Raw genomic sequence first — 21,731 nt, 5'->3', positions numbered from 1 at the left:
GCGGATGCACGCTTTTTCAATGATGTCGGACGGCTTTTTTCTGTCCTTGTCGCTGTGCCTCGATATCGGTCTCGTGAACGTCGCGATCATTTCGCTGACGCTGTCGCACGGCTTTCGGCCGGGCTTCTGGCTCGGCCTCGGCTCGTGCGTCGGCGATCTCATTTACGCGACGCTCGCGCTCGCGGGCATGGCCGCGCTGCTGCAGTTCGAATCGGTGCGCTGGGTCGTATGGATCGGCGGCGCGGCGATCCTCCTGTTTCTCACCTGGAAGATGGCGCGTGAAGCGATGTTCCCGGCCACGGCGCAAGCTGTTGCCGGCGAAGGCGACGCGGCTGCGCCGCATCAGTCGGCATGGCGCGGGTTTCTGCGCGGCGTGCTGCTCGCGGTGTCGTCGCCGTCGGCGATCCTGTGGTTCGCAGCAGTCGGCGGCGCGCTGATCGCGAAGGCCGGCGCAACGAGCCCGACAACCGCGCTGATCTTCCTCGGCGGATTCTTTCTGGGCGGCCTGTGCTGGACGCTTTTCATCTGCGGGCTCGGCAGCCAGGGACGCAAGCGCGCGGGCGCCGGTCTGCTGCGCGCGTGTCACGTTCTGTCGGCGCTGCTGTTCGCCTATTTCTCATACAGCGTGATCGTCAACGGGTATCGCGATCTGATCGTGCAGAGCACCGCGCAAGTGGCAAGCTGAGGCGGCTCGCGAACAAAAAAACGGCTCGCATCGGCGAGCCGTTTTTCTTCATGCGACTCGACGTGAGCCGCTCATGCGAGGTACTGCGCGAGCTTCGGCAGATCGACATTGCCACCGCTCACCACCACGCCGACGCGCTTGCCCTTCACCGGCACGACGCCGTTCAGCACCGCCGCCGCCGCGAGACAACCAGTCGGTTCGACGACAATCTTCATGCGCTGCGCGAAAAAGCGCATCGTCTCGATCAGTTGCGCATCGCTGACCGTTTCGATTCGCGCGACCAGCTGGCGGATGACCGCGAACGTGTAGTGGCCCAGATGGGTCGAGGCGGCGCCATCGGCAATCGTGCGCGGCGCGTCGATATGAACGATCTCGCCGCGTGCGAGCGACTGCCGGCCGTCGTTGCCCGCCTCGGGCTCGATGCCGATCACCGTGCAGGCCGGGCTCAGCGCGGCCGCCGACAATGCGCTGCCGCTGATCAACCCGCCGCCGCCAAGGCACACGAACAACATGTCGAGCGGGCCGGTTTCGTCGATCAGTTCTTTGACCGCGGTGCCCTGGCCGGCGATCACGTGCGGATGATCGTACGGCGGGATCAGCGTCATGCCGCGCTCTTCGGCGAGCCGGCGGCCGATTTTCTCGCGATTTTCCTTGTAGCGGTCGTAGCTGATCACTTCGCCGCCGTAGCCTTTGGTCGCGGCGACCTTGGCCTCGGGTGCGTCGTGCGGCATCACGATCGTCGCGTGAATGCCGGCGAGGCGCGCCGACAGCGCGATCGCCTGCGCGTGATTGCCCGACGAATAGGTCAGCACGCCCGCCTTGCGCTGCTCCGCGTCGAAATGCGAAATCGCGTTGTACGCGCCGCGGAACTTGAACGCGCCCATGCGCTGGAAGTTTTCGCACTTGAAGAACACCGACGCGCCAGTGCGCTCGTCGAACGTGCTCGATGTCAGAACGGGGGTGCGGTGCGCGACGCCTTCGAGACGCGCGGCGGCGTCGAGGACGTCATCGAAGGTGGGAGCGGGAAGCGCTTGCATCGGCGAAACTCTCCTGGAGCGGTGGCGAAGCAGCCATTCTCCCAGCTTCCTCGATGCTTTGGAACGGCGCTCGCGCGAGCGCGCGACACCAGCCAGGAACGCTGCGGAAAGCAAAAACCAGCGACACAAAAAGAAACGACGTAACCCGGCACAAGCCGGCGTTACGCCGTCGACGTTCCCACGCGCGTCAAGCGCGCCCGCACTTCTTAATGACGATAGTACGAGTGCCCGTAACCGCGATAGTAGCCACGGTAGCCACGATAGTAAGGGCGGCCATAGGCGTAATAGCCTCCGACCACCACCGGAGCCGGTGCGAACACAACCGGCGGCGCGTACACCGGCGGAGGCGGCGGCGGGGCGTAATAGACAGGCGGCGGCGCCGCATAGACCGGATAGGCCGGCGCGATCGGCACCCCAAGGCCGATACCGACGGAAACACCTGCCTCAGCGGCGCCGGTAAGTCCCAAGCCGAGTGCGGCTGCAACGACAAACGGAACGATCTTTTTCACTTCTATTCTCCTAGCGCGGCCTGCCAAGGTCGCCGACTGCGCATGCCTCGCATGCTGTGAAATCAATGTATCTAAAAAGCCCCGGCCGAAATGTTCACATTTGTTGCAAATTGCAAGGGCGAGCCGAAGCGTTTTGCCGAGCGCGGCGCGAGCGCGCCTACGCGCCGCCGCGACCAAAGCGAAATCAGCCGGGAATCAAGGGGTTGCACGCGGGCGACGGGCCGCGCGTCACAGGTCTGATCGAGCGCAGGGGTTTGAGTTCGCGCATCGGTAATCTTTAATTACAAATTCGCTTCAATCCTGACAGCCGGAAGCAAATTCCCAACAAAAAATGCCCGGCTCAATTGCTCGAGGCCGGGCATTTTCTCATCTGCGAAGACCGCGCGACTAGCCGACCTTCACATACACGAATTCGCGGGACACGTTGGGCGGCACGTATGCGCCGCTGATCCGCACGCGCGGCGTAAGGCGCTTTTTCTGATCCCACCAGCGACGGCGCTGGGCGCGCGTCAGGAACCGCAAGTGCTTTCGGTAAGAAAAAATACTCATCTCGACCCTCCCGAATTTCTGACTGCGAACGAAGTACGGAAAATACGACTGCCAAACCGGCTCATCGACCACTGTTCCTGTCATGTACGATTGTGAGCAGTTTTCACAACCGCGGGCGTCACGCCACCCGATGACCGACCGTTGGCGCCATATCGCCCGCAAACTCATCCGACGACCGCTGTCGAACCGTGCAAGGGGCCGGATCGCGGCCGCGCTTCGCCGGATGCGAGATACTGCTGCTTTCCCATTCACACGATCCGTCTGGAGCAGGTGACCATGTCCCAGTCTTCCTTGCCGCGCGTCGGCTTCATCGGCGCGGGGCGGCTCGCGCGTTGTCTCGCGCTCGCGTTTGCGCGCGCCGGCTATCCGGTCACCGCGGTGGCGAGCCGCTCGGCCGATTCCGCGCGCAGGCTCGCCGCCCAGATCGCACACTGCGCGGCCACTGACGACCCGCAACAGGCCGTCGACGCCGCCGATATCGTTTTTTTAGCCGTTCCTGACGACAGCATCGGTACGACAGCGCACACACTCCGCTTTGGAGGCGATGCGGCAAGCCACCCCGGCAAAGCGCTCGTGCACTGCAGCGGCGCCTCGCCGGTCGAACTGCTCGCGCCAGCGCGCGATCAGGGCGCGGCGATCGGCGGCTTTCATCCGTTGTATCTATTTAGCGGCGAGCTCGCCGATCTCGAGCGTATCGTCGGCTGCTCGGTGACGATCGAAGCCGACGGCGAACTGAAGGAGACGCTGACCGCGCTCGCGCTCGCGCTGCGCTGCCATCCGCTGTCGATTCCGCCGGGCGGCCGCATGCTGTATCACGCCGCCGCGCACTACGCGGCGAGCTTCGCGCTCTGCAGCCTCGCCGAATGCGTGGCGTTGTGGCGCACGCTCGGCTTCGCCGAAGACGACGCGCTGCGCGCGCTGCTGCCGATGCTCGCCGGCACGATCGAAACCGCGCGCGACAAAGGCCTGCCGAACGCGCTCGCGGGGCCGGTATCGCGCGGCGATACGGGTGTCGTCGAGAAGCAGCTCGCGCTGCTCGAAGGCTTTGGCGGCGACCATGCCGCGCTGTATGGTCTGCTGACGCGCCGCGCGGTCAACCTCGCCCGACGTCGCGCAACGCCGGCCGCGACGATTGAAGCGATCTCCGAAGCTGTGGAAGAATCGCTGGGCCGCTCGCTGAATCAGGCCGCGGCAGGTGCAAGGGTCAAGTAAGCCGTGATAATGTGACGTCCGGCACGCCGGGCGAACCACGCGACGACCCGCGCCGCGCTTCGGGACCAACAGACGAGAAAGCACAATGATCAAGGTCAGCATCCTCTACCCGTACCGGGAAAACGGCCGCTTCGACATGGACTACTACTGCGCGACCCATATGCCGTTCGCGGCGAAGCTGTTCGGGCCGGCGCTGAAAGGCTGGTCGGTCGACGCGGGCCTGAACGCCGGGCCGCCCGGCACGCCACCGCCTTACGTGGCCGCGGGACACTTCCTGTTCGATAGCGCGGACGACTTCTATAAAGTGTTCAAGCCCGCGTCCGAGCAACTATTAGCGGATATCCCGAACTACACCGACGGCGGCAACGGCACAATCCTGATCAGCGAGGTCCGGATTTCCGTGTGATGCCGGACAGACAGCCATCGGGAGGCGGCGCGCAATGACGTCGAACCTCCGGTTGGCTAACCGGGTAAATCCAGAAAACCGCCGGCACGCACCGATCGGGCGACGCCGGCAGCCCGCGGCCGGTCGGCGGCCGTCATCAGAAGCATAAGGACACGAGATGTTTGGCGATATCGCCCGTTTTCTGCTCAATACCGTTTTCACGCTGTTTGGCGCTGCGCTGCTGTTGCGCGCGTGGCTGCAGGTTGTGCGCCTGCCGCCGTACAACCCGGTCTCGAACGCCGTGCTGCAGGCGACCAACTGGATCGTGCTGCCGCTGCGGCGCATCCTGCCGAGCACGCGCAACATCGACTGGGCGAGCGTGGTCGCAACGCTGATCGCCGCGATCATCTACGTCGTCCTGATGATCGTGCTGACGGGCGCGGATCCGCTGACGCTCGTGCCGACGCTGCTGATCGTGGCGGTGCTCACCGCGATCAAGTGGGCGCTCAATCTGATCATCTGGATGACGATCCTGATGGCGCTGCTGTCGTGGCTCAATCCGCGTTCGCCCGCGATGCCGATTCTGTATCAGCTGACCGCGCCGTTTCTGAATCCGTTGCGTCGCGTGCTGCCGAAATTCGGCGGTATCGATCTGTCGCCGATCCTGCTGTTCGTGATCGTGCAGGTGCTGCAGATGGTCGTCACGCGCGCGGCGGTTCAGCTGACTTATTTTGTGATCTGAGCTGATTGCGCGGGAAAGTTGGGCTGACGCGCGGCGGCCGCTTGAGTCGGCGCGGCTTCTACACGGCTGCCGCGAAACCGCGGCTCTCCCCCGTCCGGAACACCGACACCGTCTGCTTCATCTTGCGCGCCTGCGTCTCGAGCGATTGCGCGGCCGCCGCGGCCTGTTCGACGAGCGCCGCGTTCCGCTGCGTGGTCTCGTCCATCTGCGTGACGGCCTGACCGACCTGGTGAATGCTGCGGTTCTGCTCTTCGGAGGCCGTTGCGATCTCGCTGACGATATCCGACACGCGATGAATCGCGGCCTTGATATCCGCCATCGTCGTGCTGACTTCGGCTGCCTGCTGCGTGCCGCCTTCGATGATCGCGACCGACGTCGTGATCATCTCCTTGATCTCCTTGGCCGCGCTCGCCGAGCGCTGCGCGAGGTTGCGCACCTCGCTCGCGACCACCGCGAAACCGCGCCCCTGCTCGCCCGCGCGCGCGGCCTCGACCGCCGCGTTCAACGCGAGAATATTGGTTTGGAACGCAATGCCCTCGATCACGCCGGTGATCTCGGAGATTTTCGTCGAACTGCCGCTGATATCACCGATCGTGCGCACCATGCCCTCGACGGCAGTGTTGCCGGTGTTGGCGACCTGTGCAGCCTCAGTCGCGAGCGCGCTCGCGTTGCGCGCGTTGTCGCTGTTGCGGGTGACGGTCTGCGTCAATTCCGACATGCTCGCCGCGGTCTGTTCGAGCGAAGCGGCCTGCTCTTCGGTGCGAGCGGACAGATCGATGTTGCCGCTCGCGATCTGCTGCGAAGCGATGCTGACCGACTCGGCGCTTTCGCGAATCGAACCGATCGTCGCCGCGAGACGCTCCTGCATGTGCGCGACCGCGCGCAAGATACTGCCGTCGTCGGCGGCGCCGGTGTGCAGTCGCTGGCTCAAGTCGCCGCCCGCGATCTGCTCGACGACCTTCGCGACTTCGGCCGGTTCGCCGCCGATCTGCCGCACGACCGCGCGCGTCACCAGCAGCCCCAGGCCGATCGCAACCGCGACGCCGACGACCGCGCAGCTCGCGATCCACCACGTCACCGAGCGAACCATCTCGACGCCGTTCGCGACACGCTGCCTGGCCAACTCATCCCGCACATCGGACAGCTTGATCATCAGCGTGCGCAGCTTGACATGCAGCGGGTCGGTGGTCGATTTGAGCTCGGCGAGCGCGCCGGTCTGATCGCCCTGATCGGCCAGCGCCATCACCTTCGCGACCGAACTCATATAGGCCGGATAGGCGGCGTCGAAGTCGCTCAGCAATTGCTTCTGCGCGTCGGTGGTCGCATGCTTGCGCTCGTAGTCGAATGCCGACAGGATCGCCGCTTCACCGCCGTGATTCAGGCGCACCGTATCGGCGCGGCCTGCCGGCTCCGGATTCAGGATGTACGAATAGAGGCGCCGGAAGTGCGAAGCGGCCTGCCACGCGGCGGTGCCGTCGTCGCGCACAGGCACGAATTCGCGGTCGTACATTTCGGTTTGCATCGTCGCGACTTCGCGCACCTTCAGCACACCGACCGTGCCGACGATGGCCGTTACGAACGCGCACAGCATCAACGAGCCGACAAGCTTCTGGCTCAGTTTCAGATTGGAAAGCCACCGCATCTTGGGAAAATCTCTTGATCGGGATGGGAAGCGCCGGGTTCGTGCCGGCTTGCGGGGTGCGCAAGCGCACGGTGTTGGGCAGTATTCGGATTAACGGCAGGCGCAGACAAAGTCTGAAGGCTCGCGCCGTTCGAACCGCAGAAGCGAAAAGACGGGTCGGCTGCTCGTGCGCGCGAGCCATACCCCTGCCCAAACGGCCCAAAAGCCTGTAAAATAGCGCGCTCTGCGGGCGTCGTATAATGGTAATACCCTAGCTTCCCAAGCTAGAGCCGTGGGTTCGATTCCCATCGCCCGCTCCACTTTCCCGCTGAGTGTTCAGCGGAATCCAGCAAGAGCCGCCTCCCTGAAGGCGGCTTTTTTGTAGTGGCAACGGCCCGGCACAGCGCGCAAGCCGCGCAGCCCCCACCCTTGCAGCAGCATCGACGATGATCCACGATCCAAACGACTCCGGTCTCCCGGACGACGCCCCGACCCCCACGAGCGCAGCCGACCAGCCCGCCGGCACCGAGACGAACGACGTCGACGGCACGCCGGGTGCAACGCCGGCAGACACGCTTCATCACCGCCGCATCCGCAGCTTCGTCACGCGCGCGGGTCGCGTGTCGACCGGCCAGCGCCGCGCGCTCGATGAGTTCGGCCCGCGCTTCGTCGTGCCCTATGCACCACAACAACCCGACTGGACCGGCGTGTTCGGCCGCGAAGCGCCGCGCGTGCTGGAGATCGGCTTCGGCATGGGCGCCACCACCGCGGAGATCGCCGCGCAGCGTCCCGACGACGACTTCCTGGGCGTCGAAGTCCACGAGCCCGGCGTCGGCGCGTTGCTGAAGCTGATCGGCGAGCAGTCGCTGACGAACATCCGCATCATCCAGCACGACGCGGTCGAAGTGCTCGAGCACATGATCGCGCCCGACAGCCTCGACGGCGTGCACATCTTTTTCCCCGACCCGTGGCACAAGGCGCGCCATCACAAGCGCCGGCTGATCCAGCCGAAGTTCGTCGCACTGCTCGTGTCGCGTCTGAAGCCGGATGCGTATCTGCATTGCGCGACCGACTGGCAGAACTACGCCGAACAGATGCTCGAAGTGCTCGGCGCCGATCCGCTGCTCGAAAACACCGCCGACACCTACGCGCCGCGGCCCGACTATCGTCCGGTGACGAAGTTCGAACGGCGTGGCCTGCGGCTCGGCCACGGCGTGTGGGACCTCGTGTTCCGCAAGCGCGGCGCCGCGTAACGCGACGAGACGGCAAGCCAACGAAAAAAGGTCCGCACATACGCGGACCTTTTTTCATCGCACGGCAAATCTCAATCGGCCCAGCTCAACCCGCCGCTATAACCGATCAGCAGGATCAGCAGGCCAAAGCCGATCCGATACCACGCGAACACCGTGAAGTCGTGCGACGCGACATAGCGCAGCAGCCAGCGGATGCAGACGAACGCACTGACAAACGCGGCCGCGAAGCCGAGCGCGAAGCTGCCGAGCGCGTCGGTGGTGAGCAGGTGCCAGTCCTTGTACAGCTCATAGGCCGTCGCGCCGAAGATGATCGGAATCGCGAGAAAGAATGAAAACTCGGTCGCGGCGCGGCGCTCGATGCCGAACAGCATGCCGCCGATGATCGTCGAGCCCGAGCGCGAGGTCCCCGGAATCAGCGCGAAGCACTGTGCGAGGCCGACTTTCAACGCATCGAGCGGGCTCAGATCGTCGATGCTGCGCACCCGCACCGCCGCCTCGCCGCGCGCGCGCTGACGCGCCTCCGCCCACAGGATCACGACGCCGCCCGCGACCAGCGCAAACGCGACCGGCACCGGTGAAAACAGCACCTCCTTGATCGACTTCTCGAACAGCAGGCCGAGCACGACTGCCGGAATCGTCGCAATGATCACGTTCAGCGCGAAGCGGCGCGCCTCGGGCCGGCTCGGCAGCCCCACGATCACGTTGCCGATGCGCCGGCGAAACTCCCAGCACACGGCGAGAATCGCGCCGAGCTGGATCACGACATCGAAGGTCTTCGCGTGCTCGTCGGTGAAATCCAGCAGACTGCCGACGACGATCAGATGCCCGGTGCTCGACACCGGCAAGAACTCCGTCAAACCCTCGACCACGCCGAGAATCAGCGCCTTGCAAGCCAGTAACCAGTCCATCCGTGCCCCTTATCGCGGTAGGTTGTCGCAACGAAATGGGCCCGCACGGTCATGACTGGCATGCGCGGCCCACGTGGCCGCGCGTGCCAGTCATCTTTCGACGATCTGCACGCGTATGCCGTTTGTAAGGATCGTGATTGTACCGGGTTCGTAGTTGACGCCGGCAAATTGCAGTTGCTCGGGCTTGAACGTGTAGATCGGATAGTTGGTCAGCAATTGGGTCGCGAGCAGCGCCGCGGCCGCGTTGATCTGCTGCGTGTACATCTGCGCCTCGCCGCTCACGCTGACGTTGTCGACACGCGGCGACTTGAGGATCACCGAACGGCTCGCCGCGTCGTATGCAAGTTCACTCGACAGCGTGAACACGCCATCGACCGGCTGCTGCAGGAACGGACTCGCGAAACGCGCGTCGAGCTTCACCTGCACGCGGTTCGCATCGGGCAGCATGCCCACCACCGGATTGCTCAGCGCGACATCGAACACCTGCGACACTGTGCGCTGATACGGGAACTTGCGCTGCACGGCCTCCTGCACCTGCTTCTGCGAGAACGTGTAGTGCGACGGCATGAACGGAAACGTCGGGCTCGCGCAAGCCGCGAGCGACACAGTGATGCCAAGCGCGCTGCAGCCGGTCAGCGCAGCGCGCAGAAAGCGGCGCCGGGCCGGCGCTGCGGGTCGAGTCATGCGAAATCTCCTGTGGAAGCCCTTGCGGACATCGGCTTGCATTGACGGGTGTGGTCAGCGACGGCGTTTACCGCATGCCGCGCGTCATGGATGGGATGCCGGTTGTGTTTGCGCCTCGAGTTGCGTGAGCCACGCGAGCGCTTCGCCGCGATTCGCGCCGCACATCTCGAGTTGCGGCTGCAGACCCGAGCAGCATGCGGGCCGCTCCGGCCGGCCGAAGATCGCGCAGCGCAGATCGTCACCGAGTTGCACGCAGCGCACGCCCGCCGGCTTGCCATGTCGGGAGTTTTTTTGGTCCACGGCCATGCTAGATGTCGACTAGGCACGACGACGACGCGCTGGTCAATCGCCTGCCTAGTCTTTTAGTTCGATGCTTTCCCTTTCTTGCCCTTAGTTGAACGTCCGCGCGCAATGTCGTCGCTATCGAACTCCAAGCTCTGCTGACTGGGCACATTGCCCCCTTCGAGCAGGTGGCGAGCCCGGTTAGCCAGCGTCACAAACTGCGTCAGAGCGGCTTGCAGGTCTTTCTCGCGAGCACTGTCGTGGGGTAACCTAGCATCCGAGTCCGGCGAAGAACCAGTCGCCAAGCGAAATTGACATGCCGCGCCAGGGATGGCTTCGATTGAGATGACTCGGGGCAAGAGCTTCGGGAGCAAATTGAATGCATCGGGCCCGTCGAAAGTGCTGGCCATCCATGAATACTCAATCCAACATAAGTCGAATCCAGTAGACTCGGACCAATCGAAACGCTGCCGCACTTGCCGCTCTACACCCTTTACAGCCTTGGACCACCCAGCATCCCACGTCGACGGACCTGCCAGCCCGGCAATCAGCCCGTACCATGCTAGTGCGGTAGGGAATCGCTTGCTTACGCGACGCAGCAGGAATTCATGGGACGTGCTCCGACCTACTAAAAATGCGGCTGCCGCGAGCAGGACAGAAGGCAGCCCGTTGTTGGCACCGTGTGCCTCTGCATTTGTCAGTTCCGTCGAAAGACGTTGAAAAGCAAGAACCCGTTCCTCGATAGAATCGCTTGAGAGACCTGGGATGTTCCGCAGTTTCATCGACGTAGGAAATAACGCAGCGCGCGCGGAGTCGCGCATAAACTTCGACGCAGCGTCGAGGACCAAGTTAGCGGTCTCCTCGGCGGAGACGGGCGTTCCGAATTGCCCTCCCGCCATCGCCCAGATAGGCATCAAATCGCTAACCGTAACTGAGCGCCGCACGAAACGTCGGTCTGCTTCGACCTGGCTCAGCCGGTCACCACAAATCTTGGTCGCCTCACCCGTCCCATGCATACAGGCAGCCCGCGCGATTGCCATTGAGAAGCACGCTCCAGCGCGCGATAGAGGAACAGACGCCAGTTCGACATCGGTTTCACCCTGAGCTAAGACTTCACCCAGAATGACAGACGACCAAATATCCTCGCGCAAATCGCGCATGTCTCCCTGCGTCCTGCCGAAAATCCCCCAATCTTGACTAGATACTACGCGTGCGTACTGACTCAATGGTGCCGTCTCAGGGGCATATGTTCTGAGCCACGAAAGTGTTTCGACGGCCGACGCATCCCCCAGCACTAAGAGGACGGGCGGATTATAGTCGGCTCTCATTCTCGAATCACAATACCCAACGGCTACACGCGAATCTTTTAGGTCATAGGGTTCAATCGAGAATTGCGCGGGACCGCTTAAAGTATGGCGTCCACCAAAAAGCACATCGGGAACAATATCCCGTGGAAGTATTTGCCAACGAATGGTGGGTTCATTCATGCTGCGTCACCTGGCAGTAAATCTTCAAGGTCAAAGTGCGTTGGCTCAGAAAATGCGTTTTCGAGCGGTTTGTTTGTCTCGCCTGTGCGATAAGCGTTCAGCGCAGTTTTTGCACGCGTTATTGCTGTGAACCCCAATCGTGAACGATTTAACGGAAAATCGGCAAGCTCTTCGGTGGCGTACATATGCACCGCTCTAAATTCAGTACCCTTAGCACCATGAATAGTTAAAACATGAATTGGACGCCCACCCATAAAAGTAGAATCAGCGTCCACTCCGTGGACTGCCACTTTATCGGCAAGGTCAGTAGCATTGAATCTTTCACGCAACTCGATTCGAGTATCTTTTTTCCCGCAAAAAATTCCGATTGTATCACCAGCAAAAGCGTCAAGCTGGACACGTATTATCTCTAGCATCTTTTCGAACTGTTCATCTCTGCTTTTCAGGAGATGCATCTTTGCGCTAGACTCCCCTTGCTCTTTGGGATTGTAGTTCGATGTTGCCTCTAGGCTGTTAGCACCCGACGCGGGTGGCAATAGTCGGTCAGCGACACGAGCGATACGCTGACCAATACGAAAATGGCGCTTTAAAGTGTGTTGCTGCAAACCTAGCTTTTCAGCGACAGCCAGTCCGTCGCGATTATAAATTCCTTGTCGGCCATCGCCACAAATACAGACGTTGTCGCTTAAACCTAAGAGAGCTTCCAGCTCCTCGGATGTTAAATCTTGTGCCTCGTCTACGAATATTGCACTAAAGAGCTTGGGCGCGGGAATTTTGAGATTAGCCTCCTTCACCAACGCCAGCACTTCGGCGCGTGACTGGTCGTCAAAATCAATATTCTTTTGCAATGCCGGCCGACCCAAATACTGAAAAATATGGTCCGATGCCCAAGAATGATAGGTTTTAACTTGGTCTGGCGATATTAGGCCTGCGGCTCCGATACCTGTTCGAATGAAATCGGCCAGCGCACGAGTATAGGTAACAATAAGGACATTCTTCTCACCGGTACCTGCAAGAAACTCTGCACGAAGCAATAAGAGATTTGTCTTCCCCGAGCCAGGCGGCCCAACCAATGAATGTTTGCCATATGGAGGAAGCTTGATGAACGCCTTCTGGTCGTCATCAAGTTCTTTTACTGACCTAAACCAACCCTTGTTCATTTTTTTGCTCCTTGAGGGTTAAGCAACCAAGTCGGCGTCGTGGAGTGTGCTCGCATCCGCTGCGCCCTCCAGGCGGTCAAGAGCAGAGCCAGCCGCATTCGCGACAGCACCGGCAGCCGACGCGGCCCCCTCTGCTTCATTTTCCCCGATGGTAGCTACGGCGACCAACCGCGTGCTAGTTCCGACCTTACCAACGGCCTGCGCCGCTCGCACCAGCTTTGCCCGGAGCGACACGTTGACGGTTCTTTCATAAAGCTGCTGCTGCCAGTCGAAATGTAGCTCACACTCAACCGTCCATTCGGCGCTTACAGCCAAGAGTAACTGCGCAACCTGCACATCTCCAGGAGCCGACGGACGGAGCGTGAGGGGCATATCAGTTCCGCATACCTGCAAGAGTTCGGTCCGCACCATTTCGCAAAAGCGCCGGAAGAATTCGCCTCTATCGAACTCTAGCCGGGAAGCGTTTGCTGCGCTCATTTGGCCCCCGGCATTCACCTTGCCTTTCGCAAGCCTAACTCGCAATGTCGCAAGGGGGTCCTTCGCATCGCCCAAATTGAAATCCTCCCAGCCCACCAATTGGAGGCGGGATTCCAAATCCTTCACAAGGCAACGCGAAGCAAGTGATTTGAGGCTCGCCAATCGAGCAGGATTTCCGTCAGAGAATACGGGCACCTTTGAGAGCACCGCTCGCGCGACAAGCCATCTGTTTTCCAGGCTCATCTCGTACTGGAATAGAGGCTGCTTTGCTATGAGGTCGTGCAACACAGCGCCAAGCTGGTAAAAGTTCAAACCTTTCCATAGCTTCGGCGACGGCTCGTCCAGTCGGAACAGGTACTCCGGCGAACTGTACTGCGCCGTAGCAAGAAACGGTCGGGTACTTCCATGGTCCGTTATAGCGCCATCCGGCGCGTCGCTCTGCTCAACCTCTCGCACGACGCCAAGGTCGAGCAGCTTGAGCGTCGTGAAATCCGCTGAAACGTGGATGTTTTCGGGCTTGATGTCACGGTGCACTATCCCGAGCGTGTCCAAAAACTTAACTGCGTCGACAAGCTGGGTGAACAAAGGAACCACAGCTTCATCAGGTACCGTGCCGAGCGCCTCCGTGAGCGGCGGCCAGTCCAAGTACTCCATTTCGACGAAAGCGGTACCCTCCGCTTCGACGACTTCGAATGTCTGGACTAGTGAGGGGCAGCGATGCCCTATTAGCTTGCGTTGCACATCTAAGCGCTTTCGCTCGGCAGCCCCAGTGAGTCCGTCAAAGAATTTCGGGTTAAAGCCCTTGAACACGCGCTGGCCCGCAGGGGATGGAACCAAAAACACTGCTGCGGAACCACCGGACGTCAAGTATTTCGCTTCCCCATATCCCGCTTTACCCGCGAGGTGTCGGCGAAGCCGTTCGGCCACGTCGGCGACGATTTTTTCGTCGAGTGCTGGCATGACAGTTCCCCCGTGAAGACGTCGTCAGTTTTCTTTCTATCGCCCTGTAACCGCCGAAAGGTGCAGTGCATCATTATAGCCACGCTCAATTGGGAGAAGTCTGTCGTTCCACTCTATCGAGCCAGCGAATAGCTTGCTCTCGGCTCTCCCCGCACATCTCATCGCTTGGCCGCAAAGACTGACAAACGACTGGTCTCTCCGGACGGCCAAAAATCATGCATCGGTCATCTTCGTCGAGCTGAATGCAGCGTGCTCCCGCTGGCTTTCCACGAGCCATGCCAGGGATGGGGCTAGATATGGACGGGGAGATGCAACATGCACCGCAGTTGGGGCGACAGTTCATGGTGTAATTACTTGACTGACGGCTTGCCGTTCGGCATGCCCGGAATCGGGCTCGAAATCGACGGCGCGATACAGCACGCGCCGCAATCGGGACGGCACGCGTGAGCGTCCACCCATGCACTGTTCAACCTTTGATCCACGTCATCTTTCCTGAACTCAAACCTTGGCAACGTATTGCCAGACCCGCATTGTGCCACTGCCTGTCCGTGCGACCCTTTTACACAATCGGGTCCCGTGGGCACGCACGTAAACTCGAAGCTGCTGACTGACCATGACACGCGGCACGCGGCGAGAGCCGCCCACCGTCCGACACCGCTCATGTCCCAAACCGACACCCTGTTCCGCCCCGACCTGCTCGCGCGCTACAGCGCGAACGGTCCCCGGTATACGTCCTATCCGACCGCGCCGCAGTTCCGTGAGTCGTTCGACACCGCCGACTATCACCGCGCCGCCGCCGACCCGGGTACCGCGTCGACCGATCTGTCTCTGTACTTCCACATTCCGTTTTGCGACACCGTGTGCTTCTACTGCGGCTGCAACAAGGTCGTGACGAGAAATCGCGCGCATGCGCGGCCGTACCTTGAGCGGCTCAAACGCGAAATCGGTTTGCAGGCCGCGTGTTTCGATACGCAGCGGCCCGTCTCGCAATTGCATTGGGGCGGCGGCACGCCGACGTTTTTGTCGCATGACGAGATGGCCGAGCTGATGGCCGCGACGCGCGAGCACTTCAAACTTCTGCCCGACGATCGAGCCGAATATTCGATCGAGGTCGATCCGCGCGAGGCGTCGCCCGACACGGTCGCGCTTCTGCGCCGCCTCGGCTTCAACCGGCTGAGCCTCGGCGTGCAGGACTTCGATCCGCGCGTCCAGCAGGCGATCAATCGCATCCAGCCGTTCGAGATGACCGCATCGGTGATGCAGGCGGCGCGCACGTACGGTTTTCATTCGATCGGCGTCGATCTGATTTACGGGCTGCCGCATCAAACCGTCGCGAGCTTCAGCCGCACGCTCGACACGATGCTCGAACTGGCGCCGGACCGGCTGTCGGTGTTCGCGTATGCGCACATGCCGCAGCTCTTCAAGATGCAGCGCCAGATGGATCCAGCGACGCTGCCGTCGAGCGAGGAGCGGCTGGCTCTGCTGCAACGGGTCGTCGAACGGCTGACTGAAGCGGGCTATGTGTACATCGGCATGGATCACTTCGCGCTGCCCACCGACGAGCTCGCTCGCGCGCAGGCGCAGCGCACGCTGCATCGCAATTTCCAGGGCTATAGCACGCGGGCCGAGTGCGATCTGATCGGTTTTGGCGCCTCGTCGATCGGCAAGGTCGGCGACGTGTACGCGCAGAACGCGCGAGAGCTGCCCGCTTACACCGACTCGATCGATGCGGGCCGGCTCACGATCGCGCGCGGCATCCGCCTGTCCGCCGACGACCGTCTGCGGCGCGACGTGATCACGCAGCTGATGTGCAACCTCGAACTGCGCTTCGACGAATTCGAAGCGGCGTACGGCATCCACTTCGCCGACACGTTCGCGCCGGAACTCGCGCGTCTGCGTTCATTCGAGGACGACGGGCTGATCTCGCTCGGCGCACGCAAGCTCGAAGTGCGAATGGCCGGCCGCATGCTCGTGCGCAATCTCGCGATGGTATTTGACCGCTATCTGGGCGAGCAGACGCTCACACGATTCTCGCGCACGGTCTGAGCACCGCTCGCCGCGAACGCGCTGTGGCGGGTGAAGGCAATCGACTTGCCCGTCTACCGATTTTCGGCCATAATCTACGTCTTCCTTGCGCGCTGAACTCCCGATGCGCGCGCTGCAGTATCTGCCCAGGTGGTGAAATTGGTAGACGCAGGGGACTCAAAATCCCCCGCCGCAAGGCGTGCCGGTTCGATTCCGGCCCTGGGCACCAAACACTCATCAACCGGTTTCAACGGTTCACCACGAAGCCCCGACAGCTAGCGCTGAGCGGGGCTTTTGTTTGCTGTAGTCTCGAAGGGTTCACCAGCGATTACAACCCCCACCAGGGGGTCGTTTCGGGGGTTGCCACGATTCAAGCGCCCGTCGGATGGAAAACGCCCCCAGCAGCGGCGCGACAACCGGAGACGCAAACATGGCGCTGACCGATGCCACGATCCGTAACACGAAGCCGGGTGAAAAACAGCAGAAGCTGTACGACGGTGGCGGCCTGCTGCTGCTTGTCACGCCAACGGGCAGCAAGCGATGGATTTTCAAGTACCGTTTTGCCGGAAAGGAAAAGAGCCTCGCACTTGGCGTCGATCCAGGCGTGCCGCTTGCCGATGCCCGCAAGCGTCGGGACGACGCCCGCGAAAAACTGGCAGCAAACATTGATCCGGGGGAAGCCAAAAAGGCCGGGAAACGCGCCGCCCGCCTTGCTGCTGCCAATTCATTCGAAGCCGTTGCGCTCGCCTGGATGGAAGAGCGCGGCCAGTCCGTTGAAAGCGGGCAGTATGAAAAAACGCTTGCGCGTTTCAGGAATGACGCGTTTCCCTGGCTTGGCAAGCGACCCATCGCGGAAATTGACGCACCCGAGATTCTGGCGGTCCTTAAACGCGTGGATAGCCGGGGCGCTCGCTTTACGGCTCACCGTCTGCGCAGCGAAATAAGCCGCGTGTTCCGTTTCGCGATCAAGGAGGGCTATTGCAAAACCGATCCGGCACGCGATCTGGTTGGCGCAATACCGCCTGCACAGACAACGCATTGCGCCTCGATCACCGAGCCCGCCAAGGTCGCGGAGATGTTGCGGGCCTTCGATGCCTTTTCCGGCACGTTCCCGGTTTTGTGTGCGCTCAACCGCACAAAATTCATTCGCGAGCGCCGCGAGATGATGCAGGAGTGGGCCGATTACCTTGACCGGATCAAGGCCGGGGCCGAAGTCATTCCGATCAAAGGCGGGACGGTCGCCTGACTACCTCAGCGGGACAACCATTTGGAACAGCGCCGCCCGATGATGGAAGCGTGGGCCGTGCATGTTTGCGGCATAGAGGATTAGTTCAGAAGTGCGGCCCATAACACTTGCGCTGTGCCTTACAAGCTCGCACAAAAAAGCCGACTCGCGAGGATCGGCTTGTGCATTCGAGCGAGGCTCTATCGATATTCATCAATCTCAACCGTGCCGCCCATGACTTCCATCAAGGTGCGAATATCGTCGGGCACATCAGGCACGCGGTCGCCGCTCTCGTTGTCCCAATAACAGAAGAAACGCATCTGTGCGCCCTTGTCTGCGAGTAGCTGGCGCAAGTCGTCTCGCGGCAAATTCAGGCGATCAATAAGATAGCGGAGATGCGGTTCCAGCGAGTCGCTATGAACGGCGGCTTTGCTTCTCACCCCCCACACGCCGGTACGCCCCGGCATGCTGCTCAATCGCCCCGACGGAGTCATAAACCGCTTCCCCTTGACTATCGCCGTGTCGGGCGGAACGCCGAAATATCTGGTCCAAACCTCGGGATCTAAATCATCCCCGGCTATTGAAAATGATGCATGTGCGAGTTGATGTGCGTTCATCGTATGAAGATCAGTTTGCATAGTCGTGCATATTGCCGATGATGTTTTTTCTAAATTCAACGTCCCCACTATCGTGCCAAATGACATTGTCATCGCCTCGCAGCTTGAGGTCATATTTCATCGCATGGACCATGTCGCCAAACGTGTCGCGGCCATACCCCAGCATCTTCGCCGCGTAGTTTGGATTGTTCGTGCTCGCGGCGAGTTCAACGACATCGCCGCTCAACGCATCAGGCACATACTCAAACGGCTGCGCGTCGCCGAGCAGCGTTGATGCGCCTCTATCGCCAGCCCTGGCTGCGCGCGCAGCGTTCAGCCGGGTTTGCAAGGTGGCCGGATCATACTGGACAGACAGCACAGGTTCGCCGTCCGGGCGATTACCGGCCCTCGCTGCGATATCCCTCAACGGCGTGCTGCTGTAGGGTGACGGAAACAGGCTATCGCGAGGGCCTTTAATGGCAAGCAGGGCACCGCGGCGCACCTCTTCGAGAAGCGCAAGGATGACCCACCAGCCATCGGTGTCAGGGTTCCGGTCCCGTACATGATGAAAAAACAGCCAGTGACCGCCAATGAGATTCCTGACCAGTTTCCGGTCCTCCTCCCACTTCCTGTGATTCAGTTGGGCAATGTCAAGAAATTCCCCGGTCTCCGCACTGGCCCTCTGAAGGTCTGCGGCCTTGCCGAGACACGCTTTATAGTGCCATTCGTCGCAGATGACATAACAGGCACCCGGTGGCCGCTGGCAGAACAGCTCCACGGAGTGCATTTCAAATACGGACAGGGACATGGGTGTGTCGATGGTCTATCTGAAGTCGCTGCCGGGGTTGACAGCAGTCAGATAATTACCGTGCGACAGGCAGTCCGTACATGGGCAACAGCCCAAAATCTCCACGGCTCTCGATGAAACGGAAAAAAGCGCCCGCAGGAACATTGCGGTTTTTCGCGCCCGTAGCGCGGATGCTCGCGGGCAGCGACCGTACCGCGGGTCTATGACCTTTCCAGCCGTTGGCGGCACTCGCGCAGCAGATCATTCGCCCGAAGCCGCTGCTCGCGCCAATACGGCGCGTACGTCCGCGAGCGCATCCTCGAAGAGCATTCGAGCGAGGCTCTATCGATATTCATCAATCTCAACCGTGCCGCCCATGGCTTCCATCATGGTGCGAATATCGTCGGGCACATCAGGCACGCGGTCGCCGCTCTCGTTGTCCCAATAACAGAAGAAGCGCATATGCGCGCCAGTGCGCTTGAGCAATTCGGGCAGGTCTGATCGGGGCAATGCCAAGCGTTCGACAAGATAGCGAAGGTGAGGCGCAAGAATATTACTCTGAACATGCCCCTTGCTATCCACACTCCATACACCAATTCGAGCGGGGTACTTGCTAGTGCGCCCAGATGGTGTAGTGCGGAATTGCCCCCGAACACTCTGCATGTCCGGTTCAACGCCAAAATAGTTTGTCCAGAATTCGGGCCGCTCCACGTCCTGATAGATAGTGAAAGAAGCATGTGCAAGTTGATGGGTCGTTACCATAACATTCCTTTAGGGTGTCCAACTGTGCATGTTGTCGATAATCACGCCGTTAAATTCCACGTCTCCATCGTCATGCCAGATTACGTTGTTGTCGCCGCGCAATTTGTTGTACTGCTTCATAGCGTGAAGCATGTCGCTGAACGTGTTTTGATCGTATCCAAGCATCTTGGCGGCATAGCGTGGGTTATTGGTGCTCGCGGCGAGTTCAACGACATCGCCGCTCAACGCATCAGGCACATACTCAAACGGCTGCGCGTCGCCGAGCAGCGTTGATGCGCCTCTATCGCCAGCCCTGGCTGCGCGCGCAGCGTTCAGCCGGGTTTGCAAGGTGGCCGGATCATACTGGACAGACAGCACAGGTTCGCCGTCCGGGCGATTACCGGCCCTCGCTGCGATATCCCTCAACGGCGTGCTGCTGTAGGATGACGGAAACAGGCTATCGCGAGGGCCTTTAATGGCAAGCAGGGCACCGCGGCGCACCTCTTCGAGAAGCGCAAGGATGACCCACCAGCCATCGGTGTCAGGGTGCCGGTCCCGTACATGATGAAAAAACAGCCAGTGACCGCCAATGAGATTCCTGACCAGTTTCCGGTCCTCCTCCCACTTCCTGTGATTCAGTTGGGCAATATCAAGAAATTCCCGGGTCTCCGCACTGGCCCTCTGAAGGTCTGCGGCCTTGCCGAGACACGCTTTATAGTGCCATTCGTCGCAGATGACATAACAGGCACCCGGTGGCCGCTGGCAGAACAGCTCCACGGAGTGCATTTCAAATACGGACAGGGACATGGGTGTGTCGATGGTCTATCTGAAGTCGCTGCCGGGGTTGACAGCAGTCAGATAATTACCGTGCGACAGGCAGTCCATACATGGGCGACAGCCCAAAATCTCCACGGCTCTCGATGAAACGGAAAAAAGCGCCCGCAGGAACATTGCGGTTTTTCGCGCCCGTAGCGCGGATGCTCGCGGGCAGCGACCGTACCACTGGTCTATGACCTTTCCAGCCGCCGGCGGCACTCGCGTAGCAGATCATTCGCCCGAAGCCGCTGTTCGCGCCAATACGGCGCGTACGTCCGCGAGCGCATCCTCGAAGAGACCAAAAATCGACACCTGCGCAACCGTTGCCGCTTTGGAGAAAGTCGAATGCTTGTTGTGGGTCGGGCGCTGCCCGTCGTGGCGAGTAGCCAGCGGCCAGGAGCGGCGGCAATGCATCTGCGCAGTCGCCAGTAGATTTGATTTGAGTCGCCTCCCCCTCGATCCCTTTATAATCCGGCATGACTTCCTTCACTCCCCATGCTGCAACCCGACGAGCGGAACCGCCCACGCGATTCATCGGTTCGCCGATTCCGCACACCTCAGCGACCCATTCGCCTTCCACGCATTTCGAACGCACGCGCCACGAGCCGCACTGGTCGGTCGTATGAAAATACCCAAACGGCTTGCACCGCTTCTTGACGAAGGACTCATCGACGAAGTGATCGGTCAGTTGATGAGCGGCAAGGAAGCAACCGTCTACGTCGTGCGCAGCGGCGACTCGATGCGGTGTGCAAAGGTCTACAAGGACGCGAAGCAGCGCAGTTTCCGGCAAGCCGCATCGTATCGGGACGGCCGCAAGGTCAAGAACAGCCGGCAGGCGCGTGCGATGGAAAAAGGTACTCGCTATGGGCGCCAGATGCAGGAGGAGTTGTGGCAAAACGCCGAAGTCGACGCACTGTTCCGACTTGCCGACGGGGGCGTGAGAGTGCCGCAACCCTATATCTGTACCGATGGGGTGTTACTGATGGAACTGGTGGTCGACGCAACGGGTGACGTCGCGCCACGCCTCAACGACGTCCATCTGACTGAAGCGCGCGCCCTTGAACTGCACGCCCTGCTGCTCAACCAGGTTGTCCGCATGCTCTGCGCGGGTGTGATTCACGGCGACCTGTCCGAATACAACATCCTGCTGGCGGCTGATGGACCGGTGATCATCGATCTGCCTCAGGCCATCGACGCCGCCGCCAACAACGAAGCCGCCTCGATGCTCAAGCGTGACGTCGACAACCTGGCGGCGTACTTCGGACGGTTTGCACCGCAAATTCTCGGCGCGGACTACGGAACGGAGATCTGGGCGCTGTTCGAAGCAGGCGAGCTGAAAGTCGATGTCAAATTGACCGGCCGCATCGAGCTCGACACGCGACCAGTCGACCTCGATAGCGTGCTGCAGGAACTCGAAGAGACACGTCTTGACGAAGACGCGCGAGTGCGGCGACAGCAGGAACTGAGCGCGAACTGATAACCCGTGCTCGATGTACCCCGAAAGGTGCCCCGAAACAAGGTCTTCGACGAATGTTGCACCGGGAACCGGTTGCGCACCGTCAGAATAGTCGAGTTCGGCCAGTTTCCGTC

General features: G+C 61.0%; 22 protein-coding genes, 2 tRNA genes and 2 pseudogenes. 10 read left to right on the top strand and 16 right to left on the bottom strand.

Annotation, left to right across the window (positions count from 1 at the left end; all coding sequences use genetic code 11):
* Window positions 1-4: 4 nt before the first annotated feature.
* A complete protein-coding gene (locus OKW30_RS22835) occupies window positions 5-685 on the top strand; it encodes a LysE family translocator (RefSeq protein WP_184023233.1) in 681 nt (226 codons plus the stop codon).
* A 71-nt stretch (window positions 686-756) separates the two neighbouring features.
* Here OKW30_RS22835 and OKW30_RS22830 read toward each other — a convergent pair whose 3' ends face one another.
* From OKW30_RS22830 to OKW30_RS22820, 3 genes are all read right to left on the bottom strand, one after another.
* Complete coding sequence (locus OKW30_RS22830) at window positions 757-1,722, bottom strand: threo-3-hydroxy-L-aspartate ammonia-lyase (protein WP_429347635.1); 966 nt, start codon at window positions 1,720-1,722, stop codon at window positions 757-759.
* 206 nt (window positions 1,723-1,928) lie between these two features.
* A complete protein-coding gene (locus tag OKW30_RS22825) occupies window positions 1,929-2,231 on the bottom strand; it encodes a hypothetical protein (RefSeq protein ID WP_184070891.1) in 303 nt (100 codons plus the stop codon).
* A 387-nt stretch (window positions 2,232-2,618) separates the two neighbouring features.
* Window positions 2,619-2,780 (bottom strand): hypothetical protein, encoded by a 162-nt coding sequence (locus OKW30_RS22820; RefSeq protein ID WP_167368604.1) that lies wholly within the window; start codon window positions 2,778-2,780, stop codon window positions 2,619-2,621.
* 276 nt (window positions 2,781-3,056) lie between these two features.
* Here OKW30_RS22820 and OKW30_RS22815 point away from each other — a divergent pair, with 276 nt between their 5' ends.
* From OKW30_RS22815 to OKW30_RS22805, 3 genes are all read left to right on the top strand, one after another.
* Complete coding sequence (locus OKW30_RS22815; RefSeq protein WP_429347634.1) at window positions 3,057-3,992, top strand: Rossmann-like and DUF2520 domain-containing protein; 936 nt, start codon at window positions 3,057-3,059, stop codon at window positions 3,990-3,992.
* Between the two features lie 85 nt (window positions 3,993-4,077).
* The gene (locus OKW30_RS22810; RefSeq protein ID WP_187630795.1) at window positions 4,078-4,398 is read left to right on the top strand and encodes an EthD family reductase; all 321 of its coding nucleotides are present in this window, start codon (window positions 4,078-4,080) and stop codon (window positions 4,396-4,398) included.
* Window positions 4,399-4,555: 157 nt separating this feature from the next.
* Complete coding sequence (locus tag OKW30_RS22805; RefSeq protein WP_018421532.1) at window positions 4,556-5,119, top strand: YggT family protein; 564 nt, start codon at window positions 4,556-4,558, stop codon at window positions 5,117-5,119.
* Window positions 5,120-5,177: 58 nt separating this feature from the next.
* Here OKW30_RS22805 and OKW30_RS22800 read toward each other — a convergent pair whose 3' ends face one another.
* Entirely contained in the window at window positions 5,178-6,761 is a 1,584-nt protein-coding gene (locus OKW30_RS22800; RefSeq protein WP_429347633.1) for a methyl-accepting chemotaxis protein, read from the bottom strand.
* Window positions 6,762-6,986: 225 nt separating this feature from the next.
* Between OKW30_RS22800 and OKW30_RS22795 the strand changes: the two genes are divergently transcribed.
* Window positions 6,987-7,060 (top strand) — tRNA-Gly (locus OKW30_RS22795).
* Between the two features lie 126 nt (window positions 7,061-7,186).
* Complete coding sequence (gene trmB, locus OKW30_RS22790; RefSeq protein ID WP_429347632.1) at window positions 7,187-7,993, top strand: tRNA (guanosine(46)-N7)-methyltransferase TrmB; 807 nt, start codon at window positions 7,187-7,189, stop codon at window positions 7,991-7,993.
* A 71-nt stretch (window positions 7,994-8,064) separates the two neighbouring features.
* On the opposite strand, the gene OKW30_RS22785 is transcribed toward trmB, so the two are convergent.
* From OKW30_RS22785 to OKW30_RS22750, 8 genes and pseudogenes are all read right to left on the bottom strand, one after another.
* Window positions 8,065-8,901 (bottom strand): undecaprenyl-diphosphate phosphatase, encoded by an 837-nt coding sequence (locus OKW30_RS22785; RefSeq protein WP_429347631.1) that lies wholly within the window; start codon window positions 8,899-8,901, stop codon window positions 8,065-8,067.
* 90 nt (window positions 8,902-8,991) lie between these two features.
* The gene (locus OKW30_RS22780; protein ID WP_187630798.1) at window positions 8,992-9,585 is read right to left on the bottom strand and encodes a DUF1439 domain-containing protein; all 594 of its coding nucleotides are present in this window, start codon (window positions 9,583-9,585) and stop codon (window positions 8,992-8,994) included.
* Window positions 9,586-9,669: 84 nt separating this feature from the next.
* Window positions 9,670-9,864: pseudogene (locus OKW30_RS22775) on the bottom strand (YkgJ family cysteine cluster protein); the annotation flags it as partial.
* 83 nt (window positions 9,865-9,947) lie between these two features.
* A complete protein-coding gene (locus OKW30_RS22770) occupies window positions 9,948-11,354 on the bottom strand; it encodes a hypothetical protein (RefSeq protein ID WP_429347630.1) in 1,407 nt (468 codons plus the stop codon).
* Window positions 11,351-12,514, bottom strand: a complete 1,164-nt coding sequence (locus tag OKW30_RS22765; RefSeq protein WP_429347629.1) for a UvrD-helicase domain-containing protein — start codon at window positions 12,512-12,514, stop codon at window positions 11,351-11,353. Before OKW30_RS22765 ends, OKW30_RS22770 begins: the two co-directional genes overlap by 4 nt.
* A gap of 18 nt (window positions 12,515-12,532) precedes the next feature.
* Window positions 12,533-13,951: a protein kinase domain-containing protein gene (locus OKW30_RS22760; protein ID WP_429347628.1), complete on the bottom strand. Its 1,419-nt coding sequence runs from the start codon at window positions 13,949-13,951 to the stop codon at window positions 12,533-12,535.
* A gap of 85 nt (window positions 13,952-14,036) precedes the next feature.
* Complete coding sequence (locus OKW30_RS22755) at window positions 14,037-14,294, bottom strand: YkgJ family cysteine cluster protein (RefSeq protein ID WP_429347627.1); 258 nt, start codon at window positions 14,292-14,294, stop codon at window positions 14,037-14,039.
* Between the two features lie 7 nt (window positions 14,295-14,301).
* Window positions 14,302-14,433 carry a hypothetical protein gene (locus tag OKW30_RS22750; RefSeq protein WP_429347626.1) on the bottom strand — a complete coding sequence of 44 codons (132 nt, stop codon included), beginning with the start codon at window positions 14,431-14,433 and terminating at the stop codon, window positions 14,302-14,304.
* 178 nt (window positions 14,434-14,611) lie between these two features.
* Between OKW30_RS22750 and hemN the strand changes: the two genes are divergently transcribed.
* From hemN to OKW30_RS22735, 3 genes and pseudogenes are all read left to right on the top strand, one after another.
* Window positions 14,612-15,997: an oxygen-independent coproporphyrinogen III oxidase gene (gene hemN, locus OKW30_RS22745; RefSeq protein WP_429347625.1), complete on the top strand. Its 1,386-nt coding sequence runs from the start codon at window positions 14,612-14,614 to the stop codon at window positions 15,995-15,997.
* A gap of 123 nt (window positions 15,998-16,120) precedes the next feature.
* Window positions 16,121-16,205 (top strand) — tRNA-Leu (locus tag OKW30_RS22740).
* Window positions 16,206-16,406: 201 nt separating this feature from the next.
* Window positions 16,407-17,162: pseudogene (locus OKW30_RS22735) on the top strand (tyrosine-type recombinase/integrase); the annotation flags it as partial.
* A gap of 239 nt (window positions 17,163-17,401) precedes the next feature.
* Here OKW30_RS22735 and OKW30_RS22730 read toward each other — a convergent pair.
* The 4 genes from OKW30_RS22730 to OKW30_RS22715 all read right to left on the bottom strand — a co-directional run bounded on the left by OKW30_RS22730 (window position 17,402) and on the right by OKW30_RS22715 (window position 20,132).
* Window positions 17,402-17,818: a DUF4279 domain-containing protein gene (locus OKW30_RS22730; RefSeq protein WP_429347624.1), complete on the bottom strand. Its 417-nt coding sequence runs from the start codon at window positions 17,816-17,818 to the stop codon at window positions 17,402-17,404.
* A 10-nt stretch (window positions 17,819-17,828) separates the two neighbouring features.
* Window positions 17,829-18,605 (bottom strand): hypothetical protein, encoded by a 777-nt coding sequence (locus OKW30_RS22725; RefSeq protein ID WP_429347623.1) that lies wholly within the window; start codon window positions 18,603-18,605, stop codon window positions 17,829-17,831.
* A gap of 321 nt (window positions 18,606-18,926) precedes the next feature.
* A complete protein-coding gene (locus OKW30_RS22720; RefSeq protein WP_429347622.1) occupies window positions 18,927-19,346 on the bottom strand; it encodes a DUF4279 domain-containing protein in 420 nt (139 codons plus the stop codon).
* Window positions 19,347-19,355: 9 nt separating this feature from the next.
* Window positions 19,356-20,132 carry a hypothetical protein gene (locus tag OKW30_RS22715; protein ID WP_429347621.1) on the bottom strand — a complete coding sequence of 259 codons (777 nt, stop codon included), beginning with the start codon at window positions 20,130-20,132 and terminating at the stop codon, window positions 19,356-19,358.
* Window positions 20,133-20,763: 631 nt separating this feature from the next.
* Here OKW30_RS22715 and OKW30_RS22710 point away from each other — a divergent pair.
* Window positions 20,764-21,618: a PA4780 family RIO1-like protein kinase gene (locus OKW30_RS22710; RefSeq protein ID WP_184051664.1), complete on the top strand. Its 855-nt coding sequence runs from the start codon at window positions 20,764-20,766 to the stop codon at window positions 21,616-21,618.
* The last annotated feature ends 113 nt before the right edge of the window (window positions 21,619-21,731 follow it).

Origin of the sequence: Paraburkholderia sp. Clong3 (assembly GCF_050436485.1) — a bacterium.
In the GTDB taxonomy this organism is placed as follows: domain Bacteria; phylum Pseudomonadota; class Gammaproteobacteria; order Burkholderiales; family Burkholderiaceae; genus Paraburkholderia; species Paraburkholderia tuberum.
This window is presented reverse-complemented; position numbering and strand designations above follow the sequence as displayed.